This is a genomic window from Saccharopolyspora sp. NFXS83, assembly GCF_026241095.1.
Classification (GTDB): domain Bacteria; phylum Actinomycetota; class Actinomycetes; order Mycobacteriales; family Pseudonocardiaceae; genus Saccharopolyspora_C.
This window is the reverse complement of record NZ_JAPFGB010000006.1, coordinates 266,642-280,614: the sequence shown is the minus strand read 5'-3', so window position 1 is coordinate 280,614 and position 13,973 is coordinate 266,642. Positions and strand designations below refer to the sequence as shown.

Below are 13,973 nucleotides of genomic sequence, written 5' to 3'. Positions count from 1 at the left end.
AGGTCACGAAGGGACGAGATCATGGAGGGCGTGTCGGGTTTCCCGGCGGCGCTGGAGCTGGCGCCGGAGCAGGTCGAACAGGTGGTGCGGCTGGCGGGGCGCGCGCCATCCTTGCACAACCGGCAGCCCTGGCGCTTCCGGTTGACGCCCGACGTGATCGAGCTGCACGCGGATCCGTCGAGGCGGATGCCCGGTACCGACCCGCAGGACCGCGAGCTGCGGCTCGGCTGCGGTGCCGCGCTGTTCAACCTGCGGCTGGCGCTGGAACACGTCGGTCTGCGACCGCTGGTGACCTTGCTGCCGCGCGTGCACGAGCCGACGCTGCTGGCCGAGGTGCGCCGCGGCGGTTCGACGCGGGTGGGCACCGAGCAGTCCGAGCTGCTGCGCGCCATCACCACCCGCCGCACCAACCGGCGGCCCTTCCTGCCCACCCCGGTCCCGAAGGTGCACCGCAACGCGCTGTGCGGCTCGGTGTCCGTGGAGCACGCCTGGCTGCACGTCATCGAACGCGCGCAACGCGCGGAGCTGCTCGGCATGGTCCGCAGGGCGCACGACGAGCAGCTGCGCAGCGAACCGTTCCGCGCGGAGTTGGCGGCCTGGACCGGGCTGCGCGAGGGCGCCCCGGAGGGCGTGCAGGCGTCGTCGGCGGGGCCGACGCGGGAAGCGCAGGACGAGTGGGTGCTGCGGGACTACTCCGGTGGCCGGGAACGTCCGCGGGTGCCGGGCAAGGACTTCGAGGACGATCCGCTGACCTTCGTGCTGTGCACCTACAGCCAGGGCAGGCAGGCCGACTTGGAGGCGGGGGAGGCGTTGCAGCGGTTGCTGCTCACCGCGACCTCGCTCGGGCTGTCCTCGTCGATGCTGTCGCAGGTGATCGAAGTGCGGGAGACGCGCGCCGAACTGCGCGCGATGCTCGGCGGCACGCTGGAACCGCAGGCGGTGCTGCGGATCGGCTACGGCACGCCGGTGCCCCCGACGCCGCGGCGCGCGCCGGAGGAACTGCTGATCACCGGGTCCAACCCGGTGCCTGACGTCGTCGGCACCAGGACCGGGCGTTGACGGCCTGTCCTGGTCGCCCTCTGCTGGGCCCGCTCGTCCCTTCGTGGATCTCCTCAGATCCCATGCCGTCCGCGAGGCGCGACGGGCTTCGCCGTCCGTCCGGGACATGATGAGGAGGCGTCGTGCACGACCGCTGTCCGCGCGGGCAGGACCGCCGCTCGGGGCGGCGAACCGGTTTCCCGCCCGCACGCCTGCCGCTGCGCAGGGAACGACCTCCGTGCTCGCCCCGCAAGCCAAGATCGGGAATCGGGCGGTGGCGGGGATCGTCGAGGGCGATCGACGAGATGCCCGCAGCGCAGCGGGCGATCGTGGTGGACGGGGCCGATCGCATCGAGGAAGCGAAGGATCGGACCCGGCTGGACGGCGTGGTCGCCGGAGTCCTCTTCGAGATGAAGAGGATTCCGGGTGCTGAAGGCGCCTCGTGGCCGGAAGTGGAGCGGCAGCCGCGCCTGTGGATCGCTGACGGTGCCGGAGTGCCTGGGGTCGCACTCCCCTCCGGCCTACGGCCACAACCGCCGGCGCCGAAGCGCGGAGCAATCGCTGATCGCGGCGCGGTGGCGGTGACCGGTGCGTCCGGATCTCGCTCCGCCCGGTTCGCGGAGGGAACCCCTGCAGCGATCGTGAACCGTGGATCGACGCCCGGCGATGTGGTTCCCTCCCGGTGGGACGTCCCGCCCACAACGGCGTGAGCGGGCGTCTCGTCAGCTCCCGGACCGCTCGCGGGAGCGGATGAGCACTTCCACGCCGTCCAGTACGCGGGCCAGTCCGAACTCGAAGTGGTGCGCCGCGTTCGTCGCCGCGCCGTGCGCCGAACCCGCCGCGGTGCCCACCTTCGCCGCGGTGGGGAAGTGCTCCGGGTCGATCAACCGATCCAGCAGCGGCGCGTGCGCCTGCCACCATTGCTCGTCGCTGAGCCCGGTGCGGCGTTCGGCGTCGGCGGCCTCCACGGCTCCGCGCGCGGCAGTGCGCGTGTGCCCGAGCACCAGGCTCAGCACGGAGTCCATCTCGACCTCGGTGAGGCCGATGCCGTCGACGGTCCGCAGCTCGCGTTCGTACTTGGCGGTCTCCTGCGGGCCGAGCACCGGCCGGGCGGTCGCGATCTCCAGCGTCCACGGGTGCCTGCGGTGCAGTTCCCAGTTCTGCCGCGCCACGTGTTCGAGCCGGTCCCGCCAGCCGGTGAGCTCGGGGCCGGGCGCCTCGGTCTCGCCGTAGACGGTGTCGAGCATGACGTCGATCAGGTCGTCCTTGCCGGGCACGTAGGTGTAGAGCGACATCGTCCCGGCGCCGAGCCGTTCGGCGACGCCGCGCATGGACAGCGCGGCGAGCCCTTCCGCGTCGGCGAGCGCGATGCCGGCCCGCACGATCTCGTCCGCGCCGAGGCCCGGTTTGCGGGAACGGTGCTCCGGGGCGCGCCACAGCAGTGCCAGCGTCCGCGCCGGGTCCCGTTTCCTGATCACCATGCACGCTCCTGTTCGCCGCCCGATGCTCCGGACGCCGCGTGCCGGGGCCGGATTCGGCCACCTAGCCTAGCCAACCCGCCGCACCGCCTCACCGAACCCGATCACCACACCTCGCCACCCCGGCGCCTCGCGTTCCGAGTGAACGGACCGTTCGCCCAGTCTGGTTGGGCGAAGGGGCCGTTCACTTGAAGCTCGGCGTGCGGTGTCGGCTGGGTTGGATTGGGTGAACGGACCGTTCGCCCAATCCCGTTGGACGAACGGGCCGTTCACTTCGTCCGGGGTGCGGGCGCGGTGCGGTGGTGCGGCGGTATAAGGGGCGTATGCCTGCTGCTGGTACCACCGCTGTGGTGTTTCCCGTGCCCGGAGCCGATGCGGTGCTGCGCGCGGTCGGCGAGCGGTTCCCCGGTGCGGTGCGCACCGGGTTCCCCGCGCACATCACGGTCCTCCACCCGTTCCTGCCGCTGTCCGATGTGGACGATGAGGTGGTGGCGGAGCTGGCCGCGACGTTCGCCCGCCGCGGCCCGCTGCGGGTCGAGTTCGCCGTGGCCGACGAACCGCGCCACTTCGACGAGGGCTTCGTGGCGCTGCGCCTCGAACCGGACGGTGCGCTGCGCGAGCTCACCGCCGAGCTCTGCGCCCGGTGGGGCCTGCGCCCGTACGGCGGCGCCTACGGCGAGCCGGACCCGCACCTCACGGTCGCGCTCGACGTGGCGCCGGAGCAGGCGCGGCTCATCGCCGAGCAGGCGGCGGGCGCGCTCCCACCGCCCGCCGACCTCGCCGAGGCGTGGCTGGTGGTCTTCGACGGTGCCTGGTCGCTGCGAGCGCGCCTCCCGCTGGCTCCCGGCGGAACCCCTCAGTAGGCGCCGTCTTCGCCGTTGGCGGCGCGCAAGGTGCGCATGGCCTCGGCGAGCGCCTCCGACCGGTCCAGTCCCAGCGGTGCGAGCACGCGGCGGCGCAGGATCTCCGCGCAGGCTTCGCGCGCCCGCTCGGCGACGTCCCGGCCGTGGTCGGTGAGCACCGCGTAGGTGACGCGCCGGTCGGTGTCGCAGGGTTCGCGCACGATGAGGTCGGCGGCGGCGAGCCGGTCGGCGACCTTGGTGAACCCGCCGCTGCTGAGTGCGGCTTCGCGGGCGAGCCGGGTCATCGGCATCTTGTGCTCGGGGGAGCGCACCAGGCGCAGCAGGATGTCGAAGGAGCCGGGTGCGAGCGCGAAGCGCTCGGCGATCTCGCTCATCAGGCGGTCCTGGGTGAGGTGGTAGCCCTCGATGACCAGCCCCCACCAGGTGACGATCTCGTCGTCGTCGGTGCTGGGGTCGGGGCGGCTGCCGGGTACCGCCGCGCCGTTGCCGCCCGCTCCGTTGTCTGCGGTTCCGGTCGCCCGGACCGCGTTCGTGGCGCTGCCGCCGCTCACCTGGTCTCCCCTCGAATCGTGCGTTCGCGGTAGCGAGTCTACCTCTCCTATGTCTCGTGCGGAAATATCTTGCGTGGAAGACAAAACTCTCCTAAACTTCGTGCTGCGGAGCCGCGAGGCTCTCGATGTGGAAATCGGCCGGGCCAGTGTCCGGCATCGTGAAGGAGTTGATCATGGCCGACCCAGTCAAGCTCAGCGTCATCTACTACTCGTCGACGGGAACGATCAGCGAGATCGCGAACGCCCTGGTCGCCGAGGCGGAGAAGGCCGGTGCCGAGGTGCGCCTGCGCAAGGCGCCCGAGCTTGCTCCCGACGCGGCGATCGACTCGAACCCGGCGTGGCGCGCGAACATCGACGCCACCGCGTCGGTGCAGGAGGTCGCCGCCGACGACATCGTCTGGGCCGACGCGGTGATCTTCGGTTCGCCGACGCGCTACGGCAACATCGCCGCGCAGCTCAAGCAGTTCATCGACACCCTCGGCGGCGAGTGGCAGCAGGGCTTGCTGGCCGACAAGGTCTACAGCGGCTTCACCTCCAGCGCCACCAAGCACGGCGGCCAGGAGTCCACGCTGCTGGCGCTGTACAACACGTTCCACCACTTCGGCGGGATCATCGTGAGCCCCGGCTACACCGACGGCTCCAAGTTCGTCGACGGCAACCCGTACGGCACCAGTCACGTCGACGCCCAGGGGCAGCTCAAGGTGGACGACGAGACCCGCACCGCCGCCGCCGTGCAGGCGCACCGCGTGGTCGCGATCGCCCAGCGGTTGAAGAACGGCGCGTGAGCGCCCGCTGATCGCCGGTGCGGTGCGGGCCGCATCCCGCGCCGCACCGGTTCTTTCCGCCTGGTCCGTCTCGGTGGCCGTGCGGGCGGCGGAAACGTCAACGGCCCTCCCGCCGGGGGAGGACGCCTTCGGGGGTCCGCGGCGGAACCTCCCGGCGGAGGGTCGCCGAGAGCGCGTGATATCGCTCTCATGGCCGCGCCACCGCGCGCCGGTTCAGGTCCCTCCGTGGACGAGTTCCTTCCCAGGCTGGAGATTTTCGATGAGCATCGCGACGAGCGGTCTGCACCACGTCACGGCTATCGCGGGCGACCCGCAGCGCAACGCGGACTTCTACCTGCGGACGCTCGGCCTACGGTTGGTCAAGACGACGGTGAACTTCGACGACCCGGGCACCTACCACCTCTACTACGGCGACGAGGCCGGACGGCCGGGATCGCTGATGACGTTCTTCCCGTGGAAGGGCGCCCCGAGCGGCCGGCACGGCACCGGGCAGGCCACCACCACGTCGTTCTCGGTGCCGGAGGCGTCGATCGGCTGGTGGAAGCAGCACCTCGCCGCCCAAGGGGTCGAAGTCGGCCAGGTGCACAACCGCGACGGCGAGGACGTGCTGACCTTCCGCGACCCGGACGGGCTCGGGCTCGCGCTGGTCGCGCACCCGCAGGGCGATCCGCGCGCGCCGTGGGACGACGGTCTCGTTCCGGCCGAGCACGGGATTCGCGGGCTGCACTCGGTCACGCTGTCGGTTACCGACGAAGCGGCGACGGCTGCGATGTTCGACGGCCTCGGATTGTCCTTCGCCGCGCAGGACGGCAACCGGTTCCGGTTCACCGCGGGCGAGGGCGGCCCCGGCGCGTTCGTCGACGTGCTGGTCACCCCGGACGTCCCGCAGGGCCTGGTGGCGGCGGGAGCGGTGCACCACGTGGCGTGGCGCGCTCCGGACGAGGCGACGCAGGCGACGTGGCGAGAGGAGCTCCTCGGATCCGGGGTGGACGTGACGTCCATTTTGGACCGCCAGTACTTCCGGTCGATCTACTTCCGGGAGCCGGGCGGTACGCTGTTGGAGATCGCCACCGACGAGCCCGGTTTCACCGCGGACGAGCCGCTGCTGGAACTCGGCCGCGCGTTGAAGCTGCCGCCGTGGCTGGAACCGAAGCGCGACGAGATCGACCGGATGCTGCCGAAGCTGAACCTGCCCGCGGAGAACAACCCGGGGGCCACCGCATGAGCGAGCTGTCGCTGACCCACGACCACGTCGAGGGCGCCGCGGACGCGCCGGTGCTGTTGCTGCTGCACGGAACCGGTGGTTCGCCGGCGGATCTGCGCGGCGTCGCCGGCGAGCTCAACCCGCGATCTCCGGTGCTGGCACCGGCGGGCCCGGTCTCGGAAGGCGGCGCGGCCCGCTGGTTCCGCCGGTTGGCGGAGGGCGTGTTCGACACCGAGGACGTCGTGGCCCGCACGCACCAGCTCGCGGACTTCATCGCCGAGGCCACCGACGCCTACGGCTGGCACGGCAGGCGGCTGGTCGCGGTCGGATTCTCCAACGGTGCCAACATCGCCGCCGCGTTGACGCTGCTGCGCCCGGACGCGTTGCGGGAGGCCGTGCTGTTCGCGTCGATGCTGCCCGTGCCGGAGCCGCCGGAGCTGGACCTGTCCGGTTCGCGGGTGTTCCTCGGCAACGGCGAGGCCGACCCGATGGCCCCGACGGCATCGGCGAACGCCCTCGTCTCGGCACTTCGAACCCGGGGCGCGGAGGTCGCCGAGCAGTGGCATCCCGGCGGGCACCAGATCACTTCGACCGGCGTGAAGTCCGCCGCCGAGTGGATCTCCCGACGCTGACGCAGGTCGGGGAGGGAAGGAACGGGCCGTTCGCCGGGTGGGGTGAACGGCCCGTTCCGCGTCGGCGAGCCGACGTCGCCGGTCGGCCGCGAGCCGGAACGCCGATCATGGCTGCGGGCCGAGCGGCGTGTAGGTCAACGAGGAGGAGACCTCGCAGCGCGTGTTCTCCCCGGTTCCCTGGCACTGCGCCCCGCTCGACGGTCCTCCGGGCGCGTCGGAGCGCGAGGAGAGCTCGGTGTCCCCGTGCCCGGTTCCGGAGGAGCCGACCTCCATCCTCTCCGGTGCCGGCGCCGGAACCTGCGGGACGATCGCGGGCGCGACTTCCGCGCGCTGGCCGGGTGCGGGCGCGTCGGACAAGCACAGCGCGAGCACCGCGGCGGCGATCGGTGCGCCGAACACGACCACGCGACGGGTCCGGGCGGTTTCCCCGGCCCGCCCGATCGTCAAGTTCCCGTGCACCGCGCCGACCTGCACGGTGTGCTCGCTGGTTCCGGAGACGACGTTGTGCGTGCAGTTCGGATTTTCCTCGCTCATGAGACCCCCGTTCCGAGCGGAATCATGAGCAGCAGATTAGCCCGCCGAGCGGTTGCGCGGGAGCGAATCGGGTTCGGGAGACTCGCCCGGATTCATGAGCGGTACTCGCAGCCAGGCCGGATCGTGCCGAGCCGTACTGCTGCCCTTTCTCGCCGTGCCACTCGGCGCACGATTCTGCGCGTCGAGCGATTCACCGGCCGGAATGGGGTTACGCGTTCCTCGTCGCCGGTGCCGGGAAAGGGGAATACCGCACCTGTGCGGGCGGGTGCCGGATCAGGCGAGGAGCCTCTCCGCCGCACAGCAGCCGCAGGTGCGGGTGGGCGGGATCGCCCGAGCCGCCGCAACAACGGCACCGCACAGCAAAACCGAGGACTACGCGTACGAGATCCACCGCGCCGGTCGCTACCTGACCGATCCGCCAGACATCGACGCGCGGGTCGAAGCCCGATTGGAACGCCAACGTCGACTGGTGGATTCGACTCCGTTCGAGATGCGTGCCGTGGTGACGGAGGAGGTGCTTCGCCGACCGGTTGGCGGAGCAACAGCGCTGCGGGGCCAGCTCGAACACTTCGTGTCGATGGCGAAGCAACGGAACATTCTCTTGCAGGTACGGCCCTTGAGCGCTGGCGCCTACGCTTGCCAGACTGGTTCGCTCACCGTCCTCAGGTTCGAGCAGGGCGAGGACGTGGCATTCCTCGAGTATCCGCTGGGAGGCCGCGTCGTGGACTCGCGCGCGGAGTTTGCTGCGTGCCGGTATTTGTTCGTCGAAGTTCGCGCTTCCGCGATGTCGGCCGCTCAGTCGCTCGACCTTGTTCGCGGCATCGCTGACGACATCACGTTGCAAGAACAGGAGCAGGCACGAATGACCAGGGCGCGCCGCAGTGGGCAAGAGCAACCGGTCTCGAAGCGGTGGAAACCGCGTTGAGGTGGCGGTGAACCTGCCGGAGCTTGCCTCGGTCCGCGATAGCAAGCTCGGGGTGACGTCACCGACGGTGGTTGCTTCGACCGACGCCTTCTCGTCGCTCCTGGGGGCGGTCGAAGCCGGGCGCCTCGATCGCTGACGGTGTCGGGGGCGGGCAGCACCAGGTGGGCCGTGTGTAGGGTTTCCGCAGGGCGGTGCCGCGTTCGCCCCGGAAAGCGAGGAGTGTCCTGGTGAGTACCCGGAGCATGACGTTGTTCCTGATCAGGAGCCTCGTGTGCCTCGTCGTGGTGGTAGGTGCGGCCTTCTACATCGGCTGGTCCTGGCCCGTCGGGATCGCCGTCGGGCTCATCTCCCTCGCCGCCGTCGCGCAGGGCGGCGTCATCCTGTGGCAACGCGGGAAGAACCGCTCCCAGTAAGTCAGCTCAGGGCGTCGCAGCGGGTGGCCTGCGGGTCGGTCGCGGCGGCGGGGTCCCACCGGACGTCCGAGAAGGTGACGTCCATGCGCTTCTGGGAGAACACCACGAACGGGGTGTTGACCTTGCCCGGGTCCAGCTTCGACGTCAGTTCGTGGGACGGGACGCCGGTCGGGCGCTCCTTGCCTTCGGTGAAGCACTCCAGCGGGATCTTGACCGTGGTCCGCTTCTCCAGCGGCAGGTCGCGGAACAGGTCGGTGGCGGGGAGTTCGACCCCGCACGGGTAGTCGCAGTGCACGGCGATCCCGGCGTAACCCGTCGGCGGTGCGTGCAGCACCGCGTCGAAGACGAGCGCGCCGTCGGCCAGGTAGGGCGAGAGATCGACCGGAGGCGCGTCCCCTTTGGTCTGCACGTAGATCTGGGCGGGCAGCTTGTCGTTCCAGGCGACCCGGAGACCGCCGGACGTCGACTTGATCTGCGGCCCTTGGGCCAGTCCGTCCGTGAAGGACTCGCCGCGCCAATCGTTCAGCTCGGAAGCGCCGAAACCCGAGAACTCACCGGCGATCCTCTCGTCGTAGATGATCCGCGGGGCAGGAGGCGGCGCAGCGGGCAACTGCTGCGGTGCTCCGGCCGGCGTGGTGCCGCCGGTGGTCGTGATGAACGAGGCGACCGCGGCACCGACGAGCAAGACGGCCGCCGCGGCGATTCCCGGCACCAGCCACTTCCGGCGGAACCTCGACGACGCTCCGGCGGGCACGGTGGACGCGCCGATCGGTATCGAGGTCGATTCCGCCGAGCGCGCAGGCGCGGACACCTGGGCGGCGCCGAGCGCGACGGTGTGCTTCGGGTGCAGCGATCCGCGAACGGGTTTGTCGACTTCCTCGGCGATCAGCTGGGCCACGAGCGGGACGCGGGAGGAACCACCGGCGAGGAGCACGGCGGAGAGGTCGTCGGCGGTGAGTCCGGCGGATGCGGTGGTGCGGTGCAGCGCGTCGATGGTCTGCCGCACCGCGGGCGTGATCATCTCGTTGAACTCGAGGCGCGTGATGGTGACCTCGCGCGCACCGCCGGGCAGCGGGACGTGCAGCAGCACGTCGGGCTCGGAGGACAGCTCCTCCTTGGCCCGCAGGCACATCGCCTGGATCGCGGCGCGCGTCCGCGCACCCTCCGGATCGGACTGGTCGAGCTCGCTGATGGCCCCGTCCAGCCGCTCGTCGAGGTGGGCGCAGATCGCGTCGTCGAAGTCGGTGCCGCCGAGGTACTCGATCCCTTCGGGCGTGCCGAGGATCTCCATCCGGCCGTCGCGCATGCGCAGGATGGTGGTGTCGAAGGTGCCGCCGCCGAGGTCGTAGACGGCGATGACCTCACCGTCGCCGAGGCGGCGTTCGGTGGAGTAGTGGGTGGCGGCGGCCTCGGGTTCGGTGAGGAGCCGGAAGTCCCGGACGTCCGCGAGCCGGGGCACCTCGGCGAAGTGCTCGCGCCGGTACGGGCCCCACATCGCCGGGTAGGTCAGCACCACGGAATCCGGTGGCCCGCCGACGAGCCGGGCGGTGGTGGCGAGCACGTCGCTCAGCTGCGCGGCCATCAGCTCGGCGGGGGAGTAGCCGGTGCCGCCGAGGAACAACGGGGTCGGATCGCCCAAGCGGCGCTTGAAGTTGCGGGCCACGTTCCTCGGATCGGCATCCGGGTGCAGGGCGTCGTCCCCGGTCAGCAACGGGCCGTCGGGGGCGCGGTAGGCCACCGAGGGCACGATCACCGCAGGGGACATCGACACCATGCGAGTGCCGCCCGGCATGCTGAACGCCGCCGAGGTGAACGAGGTCCCGAGATCGATTCCGACGCCGTAACGCACTGCGCGTGCTCCCTTGAGGTCTCCGAAACCGCGGACATCATGAGCGGGTGTGATCAACAATAGCCCTCGCGCGATGCGGGGAACATGCCTTTCTTCTGGTGTTTCGGCGCACCTCCTCCTGATCGCGGCGACACCGGAACCCGGGCGGAACGCCGTCGACGAACCGGCTCCGACGATGGTGCGCCGCCCCCGGAAGTCGGCCTTCCACGCGGTCGAGCGGTGCACTACTGTCGCGTTCGCCCGGTGCCGGCCTGCTCGCGGGTCGGCTGGATCGAGGGTTAGGACGGCATGCCGAAGCCTCGCCGCGCGCACGAGCTCATCGAGTCCGTCCCACCTGGACGGTCCCTCGGGCCTCGTGCGGCGCTGGAGGAGCTGGCGGCGACGTTGCCCCGCCCGGTCCGGTTCGGCGGAGAACTCGGCCCCCGCGCCGGACAGGAGGTCGAATCCGGCTTCCACCACGCGGTCGCCGCCGTGCTGAACCTGCTGGCAGGGGCGGATGCGGCGTCCGAACCCGCGATCACCGTGGAGTTCGGGCGCGACGACGCGATGCGCGCCCGCGTCACGTGCCCGGCCGGGCCGCGATCGGCGAGCTACCTGCGCGCCGCGCTCGGCCGGGACGCCGAACGGATCGCCGCGCTGGGCGGCGCGCTGGACTGCGCGGTGGCGGACGGCACCGCGATCATCACCGCGTCGCTCGCGGACCGGACGGTGGTATCGCGCCGGGTCCGGGGCGGCGCGTTCGACCAGCGGGTTTTCGACCTCGTCCGACGGGGACGGCACGCGGTCGGCGACGGACCGGACCGGCACCGCTGGGACGCCGTCGAAGCGAGGTCGGCGATGCCGCCGCGCCTGGCCGTGGTGACCGACGATCCGGTGGACCCCGAGGCGGTGTCCGGCGCGGCGGCGGTCGGGGTCGACGTGGTCGTCGTGGACGGTCCCGCGGACGCGGCGCTGGCGGAGCGCTTCCTCGGCGAGGACGGTCCGCACGGATCGATCGACGCGGTGTTCTCCCCCGTGCCGCCGACCGCCGCGTTCCTGGCCGCACTGCGTCGAAGCGGGCAGCGGGTGGCGGTGAGCCGGTTCGCCGGGCTCGACCAGGCGGCGCGCGAACTGGCCGAACGGGCACCGGTGATCGCCGCTCGACGCGCGCTCGTGTCGGTGCGCGGCCTGATGTCCGGACTGCCCCAGGAGCACCCGCTGCGGTGGGAGGTGGACCAGCTGGCCACCGAGGCGCACGAGATCACCGAGCTGGACCTGCTCGACGAACTCCTCGCCGGGGAGGTCCGGCTGCACAACGGCGTCGGCGAGGAGGCGGCACGACTGCTCGGCGCGTGCGGCACCGATCCGCGCACCCGGCTCGCGTTGGACGCCGCGGCGGACGAGGAGCAGGTGTGCGCCGCCGCGCAGCGGGAGGTGCTGCGCTGGCGAGCGCAGGCCGGGGCAGTGGGCTTCGGCGGGCGGAACGCGGTGCTGTGCGAGGTCCTGGTGCGCACCGCGGAGGGACTGCTCAGCTCGGCGCGCACCCCCTGACGGCGCTCCGGCCGTTGTGACGGCTTCGTCCCGACGCGGCGCGGCTGCTGTCCGCAGCGGACGCGGTGCTCCGCGGCGTCGGCTCGGCCCAGCCGATTCAGGTGAACGGATCGTTCGCCTGACAGGACTGGGCGGACGAGGCGTTCACCTCGCTCTCCCGGTGGGTGTCCCGTCGTCGGCGGTGGCCGCGTGGCGGCCACGAGCGAGGTTATAGCCTCGACGTGTCGGCGAGTCGGCAACGCGCCCCGCTCAAGCCTCGGTTGCTCTCCGCTGTCGGCCGTATCAGGTGTCGTCAACGTCACGAGCAGTGCCCATGGATCAGTCGGTGAAGTCGGCGGTAGTGATGTGCGAGGCTATAAACATCTGGAAGGCGGGGCATGGACGAAGCAGTGGATGACGCGCGACCACATCGACGTCGGCCTCGGGATCCGGACCAACCGCCTGCTGCGGCGGCTCAGGGAGTGATCACGTCGTGAAGTTCGACCGGCGGATCTCCATCCTGCTGGCGCACGCGGTGCTGACGCAGGTCGTCACGTTCGTGCTCCGTCCCGCGACGACCTACCGCGCGCTGGAGCTCGACGTGCCCGCCTCCTGGCTGGGCGTGCTCTCCGGCAGCTTCGCGCTGGTGCCGCTGGTGCTGGCGCTACCGGCCGGGCACATCGTGGACCGGCTGGGGGAGCGGCGGGTCATGATCGCCGGTGGCGTGCTGCTGTGCGCGTCGGGCGCGTGCTTCCTGCTGCTGGGCGGATCGGTGCCGGGGCTGGTGGCGGGCAACGTGCTGCTGGGCACCGGGCACCTGTGCTCCGTGATCGGCCAGCAGGCGCTGGTCGCGAACAAGACGTCGTCGGCCCGGCTGGACGCGGCGTTCGGGTACTACACGTTCGCCGCCTCGCTGGGGCAGGCGGCGGGACCCCTGATGATCGTCGTGTTCGGCGGGTCGCAGGCCATCCCGGACACCACGCCGATCTTCTGGGGCGCGACGGCGCTCGCCGCCGCGCTGCTGGTGTGCTCGTTCGGCTTCACCGGCGGCGCCCCGTCGGCCGGGTCCGGGCCGGAGGGCTCGCCGGGCGTGCGCGAACTGCTGCGGCTGCCCGGTCTGCTCCCGGCGCTGAGCACGAGTTGCGTGGTGCTCGCGGCGGTGGACCTGTCGCTGGTCTACCTGCCCGCGCTCGGGGCGGAGCGCGGCATCGCCTCCGGCGTGGTCGGCGGGCTGCTGGGCCTGCGGGCCGTCGCCTCGATGGTGTCGCGGTTCTTCCTCGGGCGGAGCACGCGATTGCTCGGTCGCCGCCGCCTGCTGGCCCTGAGCCTCACCGCCTCGGCGGTGGGTCTCGCGCTCACCGCGGCTCCGGTGCCGATCTGGGTGCTCGCGGTCGCGGTGCTCGTCGCGGGTCTCGGGCTCGGGGTCGGGCAGCCGCTGACGATGTCGTGGCTGGCGGAGTCGACCCCGCCGGGGCTGCGCGGTCGCGCGATGTCGTTGCGCCTCACCGGAAACCGCGCGGGCCAGGTCGTGCTGCCCGGCGCGGTGGGCTTGGTGGCCAGCGGCGTCGGTGCCGCCGGAGTCCTGCTCGCCACCGCCCTCGGCCTCGCGGGCACCACCTTCCTCGCCCGCCGCCTCCCGCTCGGCGGCGCTGCGGGCGGGAACGGGAGGAGGTGAACGGACCGTTCGTCCGATCCCGTTGGGCGAACGGCCCGTTCACCCGGTGCCGGACCGCGGGCGGGTTCGACCTGGTCACGTCGTGGTGCAGCAGGCCTCGGTTCCGGTCGGGCCGAAGGTGGGGGAGTCGGCCTTCACCGCGTAGACCTCCCACGGCTCGCGGCCGGGGCCGTGCACCCACACCTTGTCCTGGCGGGCGTAGCAGCAGGTGGTGTCCTGCTCCGGTTCCGCGAACAGGCCGAGCTCGGTGAGGCGAGCGGTGGCGTCGGTGACCTCCTCGGTGCTGCCGACTTCGACGCCGAGGTGGTCGAGCGCGGTGTCCTGGCCGATCTCCCCTTGCAGCAGGACCAGTTTCATCGGTGGTTCGTCGACGGCGAAGTTCGCGTAGCCGGGGCGGAGCTTGGCAGGTTCCGCGCCGAGCAGCTTGCGGTAGAAGGCGATCGAACCCTCCAGGTCACCGACGCGGAGGGCGAGTTGCAGGCGGGACATCACGAACCCCTATCTAGACGTTCATCGA

General features: G+C 71.7%; 15 protein-coding genes. 10 read left to right on the top strand and 5 right to left on the bottom strand.

The window, feature by feature from the left end; translation table 11 throughout:
• Positions 1–21 precede the first annotated feature (21 nt).
• On the top strand, positions 22–1,059 hold the full coding sequence (locus OOZ19_RS09470) for an Acg family FMN-binding oxidoreductase (RefSeq protein ID WP_266089669.1): 1,038 nt from the start codon (positions 22–24) through the stop codon (positions 1,057–1,059).
• A 701-nt stretch (positions 1,060–1,760) separates the two neighbouring features.
• Here OOZ19_RS09470 and OOZ19_RS09465 read toward each other — a convergent pair.
• Positions 1,761–2,519, bottom strand: a complete 759-nt coding sequence (locus tag OOZ19_RS09465) for a TetR/AcrR family transcriptional regulator (protein WP_266089668.1) — start codon at positions 2,517–2,519, stop codon at positions 1,761–1,763.
• A 356-nt stretch (positions 2,520–2,875) separates the two neighbouring features.
• Between OOZ19_RS09465 and OOZ19_RS09460 the strand changes: the two genes are divergently transcribed.
• The gene (locus OOZ19_RS09460) at positions 2,876–3,379 is read left to right on the top strand and encodes a 2'-5' RNA ligase family protein (protein ID WP_266089667.1); all 504 of its coding nucleotides are present in this window, start codon (positions 2,876–2,878) and stop codon (positions 3,377–3,379) included.
• Here the strand turns inward: OOZ19_RS09460 and OOZ19_RS09455 are convergent.
• Positions 3,373–3,810 (bottom strand): MarR family winged helix-turn-helix transcriptional regulator, encoded by a 438-nt coding sequence (locus tag OOZ19_RS09455; protein WP_266089708.1) that lies wholly within the window; start codon positions 3,808–3,810, stop codon positions 3,373–3,375. The genes OOZ19_RS09460 and OOZ19_RS09455 overlap by 7 nt on opposite strands.
• Positions 3,811–4,103: 293 nt before the next feature.
• On the opposite strand from OOZ19_RS09455, the gene wrbA reads away from it, so the two are divergent.
• The 3 genes from wrbA (at position 4,104) to OOZ19_RS09440 (ending at position 6,551) form a co-directional block, all read left to right on the top strand.
• Positions 4,104–4,715 carry an NAD(P)H:quinone oxidoreductase gene (wrbA, locus tag OOZ19_RS09450; RefSeq protein ID WP_266089666.1) on the top strand — a complete coding sequence of 204 codons (612 nt, stop codon included), beginning with the start codon at positions 4,104–4,106 and terminating at the stop codon, positions 4,713–4,715.
• A 259-nt stretch (positions 4,716–4,974) separates the two neighbouring features.
• Complete coding sequence (locus OOZ19_RS09445; RefSeq protein WP_266089665.1) at positions 4,975–5,940, top strand: ring-cleaving dioxygenase; 966 nt, start codon at positions 4,975–4,977, stop codon at positions 5,938–5,940.
• The gene (locus OOZ19_RS09440) at positions 5,937–6,551 is read left to right on the top strand and encodes an alpha/beta hydrolase (RefSeq protein ID WP_266089664.1); all 615 of its coding nucleotides are present in this window, start codon (positions 5,937–5,939) and stop codon (positions 6,549–6,551) included. The genes OOZ19_RS09445 and OOZ19_RS09440 overlap by 4 nt, the downstream gene beginning before the upstream one ends.
• 105 nt (positions 6,552–6,656) lie before the next feature.
• Here OOZ19_RS09440 and OOZ19_RS09435 read toward each other — a convergent pair whose 3' ends face one another.
• Positions 6,657–7,085 carry a hypothetical protein gene (locus tag OOZ19_RS09435; protein WP_266089663.1) on the bottom strand — a complete coding sequence of 143 codons (429 nt, stop codon included), beginning with the start codon at positions 7,083–7,085 and terminating at the stop codon, positions 6,657–6,659.
• 316 nt (positions 7,086–7,401) lie between these two features.
• On the opposite strand from OOZ19_RS09435, the gene OOZ19_RS09430 reads away from it, so the two are divergent.
• From OOZ19_RS09430 to OOZ19_RS09420, 3 genes are all read left to right on the top strand, one after another.
• Complete coding sequence (locus OOZ19_RS09430) at positions 7,402–8,010, top strand: DUF5753 domain-containing protein (RefSeq protein ID WP_266089662.1); 609 nt, start codon at positions 7,402–7,404, stop codon at positions 8,008–8,010.
• A gap of 7 nt (positions 8,011–8,017) precedes the next feature.
• Positions 8,018–8,146 carry a hypothetical protein gene (locus OOZ19_RS09425; RefSeq protein ID WP_266089661.1) on the top strand — a complete coding sequence of 43 codons (129 nt, stop codon included), beginning with the start codon at positions 8,018–8,020 and terminating at the stop codon, positions 8,144–8,146.
• 91 nt (positions 8,147–8,237) lie between these two features.
• Entirely contained in the window at positions 8,238–8,423 is a 186-nt protein-coding gene (locus OOZ19_RS09420) for a hypothetical protein (protein WP_266089660.1), read from the top strand.
• A gap of 1 nt (position 8,424) precedes the next feature.
• Here OOZ19_RS09420 and OOZ19_RS09415 read toward each other — a convergent pair whose 3' ends face one another.
• A complete protein-coding gene (locus OOZ19_RS09415) occupies positions 8,425–10,272 on the bottom strand; it encodes an Hsp70 family protein (protein ID WP_266089659.1) in 1,848 nt (615 codons plus the stop codon).
• Positions 10,273–10,560: 288 nt separating this feature from the next.
• Here OOZ19_RS09415 and OOZ19_RS09410 point away from each other — a divergent pair, with 288 nt between their 5' ends.
• Positions 10,561–11,802 carry a hypothetical protein gene (locus tag OOZ19_RS09410; protein ID WP_266089658.1) on the top strand — a complete coding sequence of 414 codons (1,242 nt, stop codon included), beginning with the start codon at positions 10,561–10,563 and terminating at the stop codon, positions 11,800–11,802.
• Positions 11,803–12,274: 472 nt separating this feature from the next.
• Positions 12,275–13,456: an MFS transporter gene (locus tag OOZ19_RS09405; RefSeq protein WP_266089657.1), complete on the top strand. Its 1,182-nt coding sequence runs from the start codon at positions 12,275–12,277 to the stop codon at positions 13,454–13,456.
• Between the two features lie 75 nt (positions 13,457–13,531).
• On the opposite strand, the gene OOZ19_RS09400 is transcribed toward OOZ19_RS09405, so the two are convergent.
• Positions 13,532–13,945 (bottom strand): ArsI/CadI family heavy metal resistance metalloenzyme, encoded by a 414-nt coding sequence (locus tag OOZ19_RS09400; RefSeq protein ID WP_266089656.1) that lies wholly within the window; start codon positions 13,943–13,945, stop codon positions 13,532–13,534.
• Positions 13,946–13,973 lie beyond the last annotated feature (28 nt).

Coding starts and splice junctions, on each gene's coding strand:
- OOZ19_RS09410 (WP_266089658.1), top strand. CDS start 10,561: ATGCCGAAGCCTCGCCGCGCGCACGAGCTCATCGAGTCCGTCCCACCT.
- OOZ19_RS09440 (WP_266089664.1), top strand. CDS start 5,937: ATGAGCGAGCTGTCGCTGACCCACGACCACGTCGAGGGCGCCGCGGAC.
- wrbA (WP_266089666.1), top strand. CDS start 4,104: ATGGCCGACCCAGTCAAGCTCAGCGTCATCTACTACTCGTCGACGGGA.
- OOZ19_RS09445 (WP_266089665.1), top strand. CDS start 4,975: ATGAGCATCGCGACGAGCGGTCTGCACCACGTCACGGCTATCGCGGGC.
- OOZ19_RS09400 (WP_266089656.1), bottom strand. CDS start 13,945: ATGTCCCGCCTGCAACTCGCCCTCCGCGTCGGTGACCTGGAGGGTTCG.
- OOZ19_RS09470 (WP_266089669.1), top strand. CDS start 22: ATGGAGGGCGTGTCGGGTTTCCCGGCGGCGCTGGAGCTGGCGCCGGAG.
- OOZ19_RS09435 (WP_266089663.1), bottom strand. CDS start 7,085: ATGAGCGAGGAAAATCCGAACTGCACGCACAACGTCGTCTCCGGAACC.
- OOZ19_RS09465 (WP_266089668.1), bottom strand. CDS start 2,519: ATGGTGATCAGGAAACGGGACCCGGCGCGGACGCTGGCACTGCTGTGG.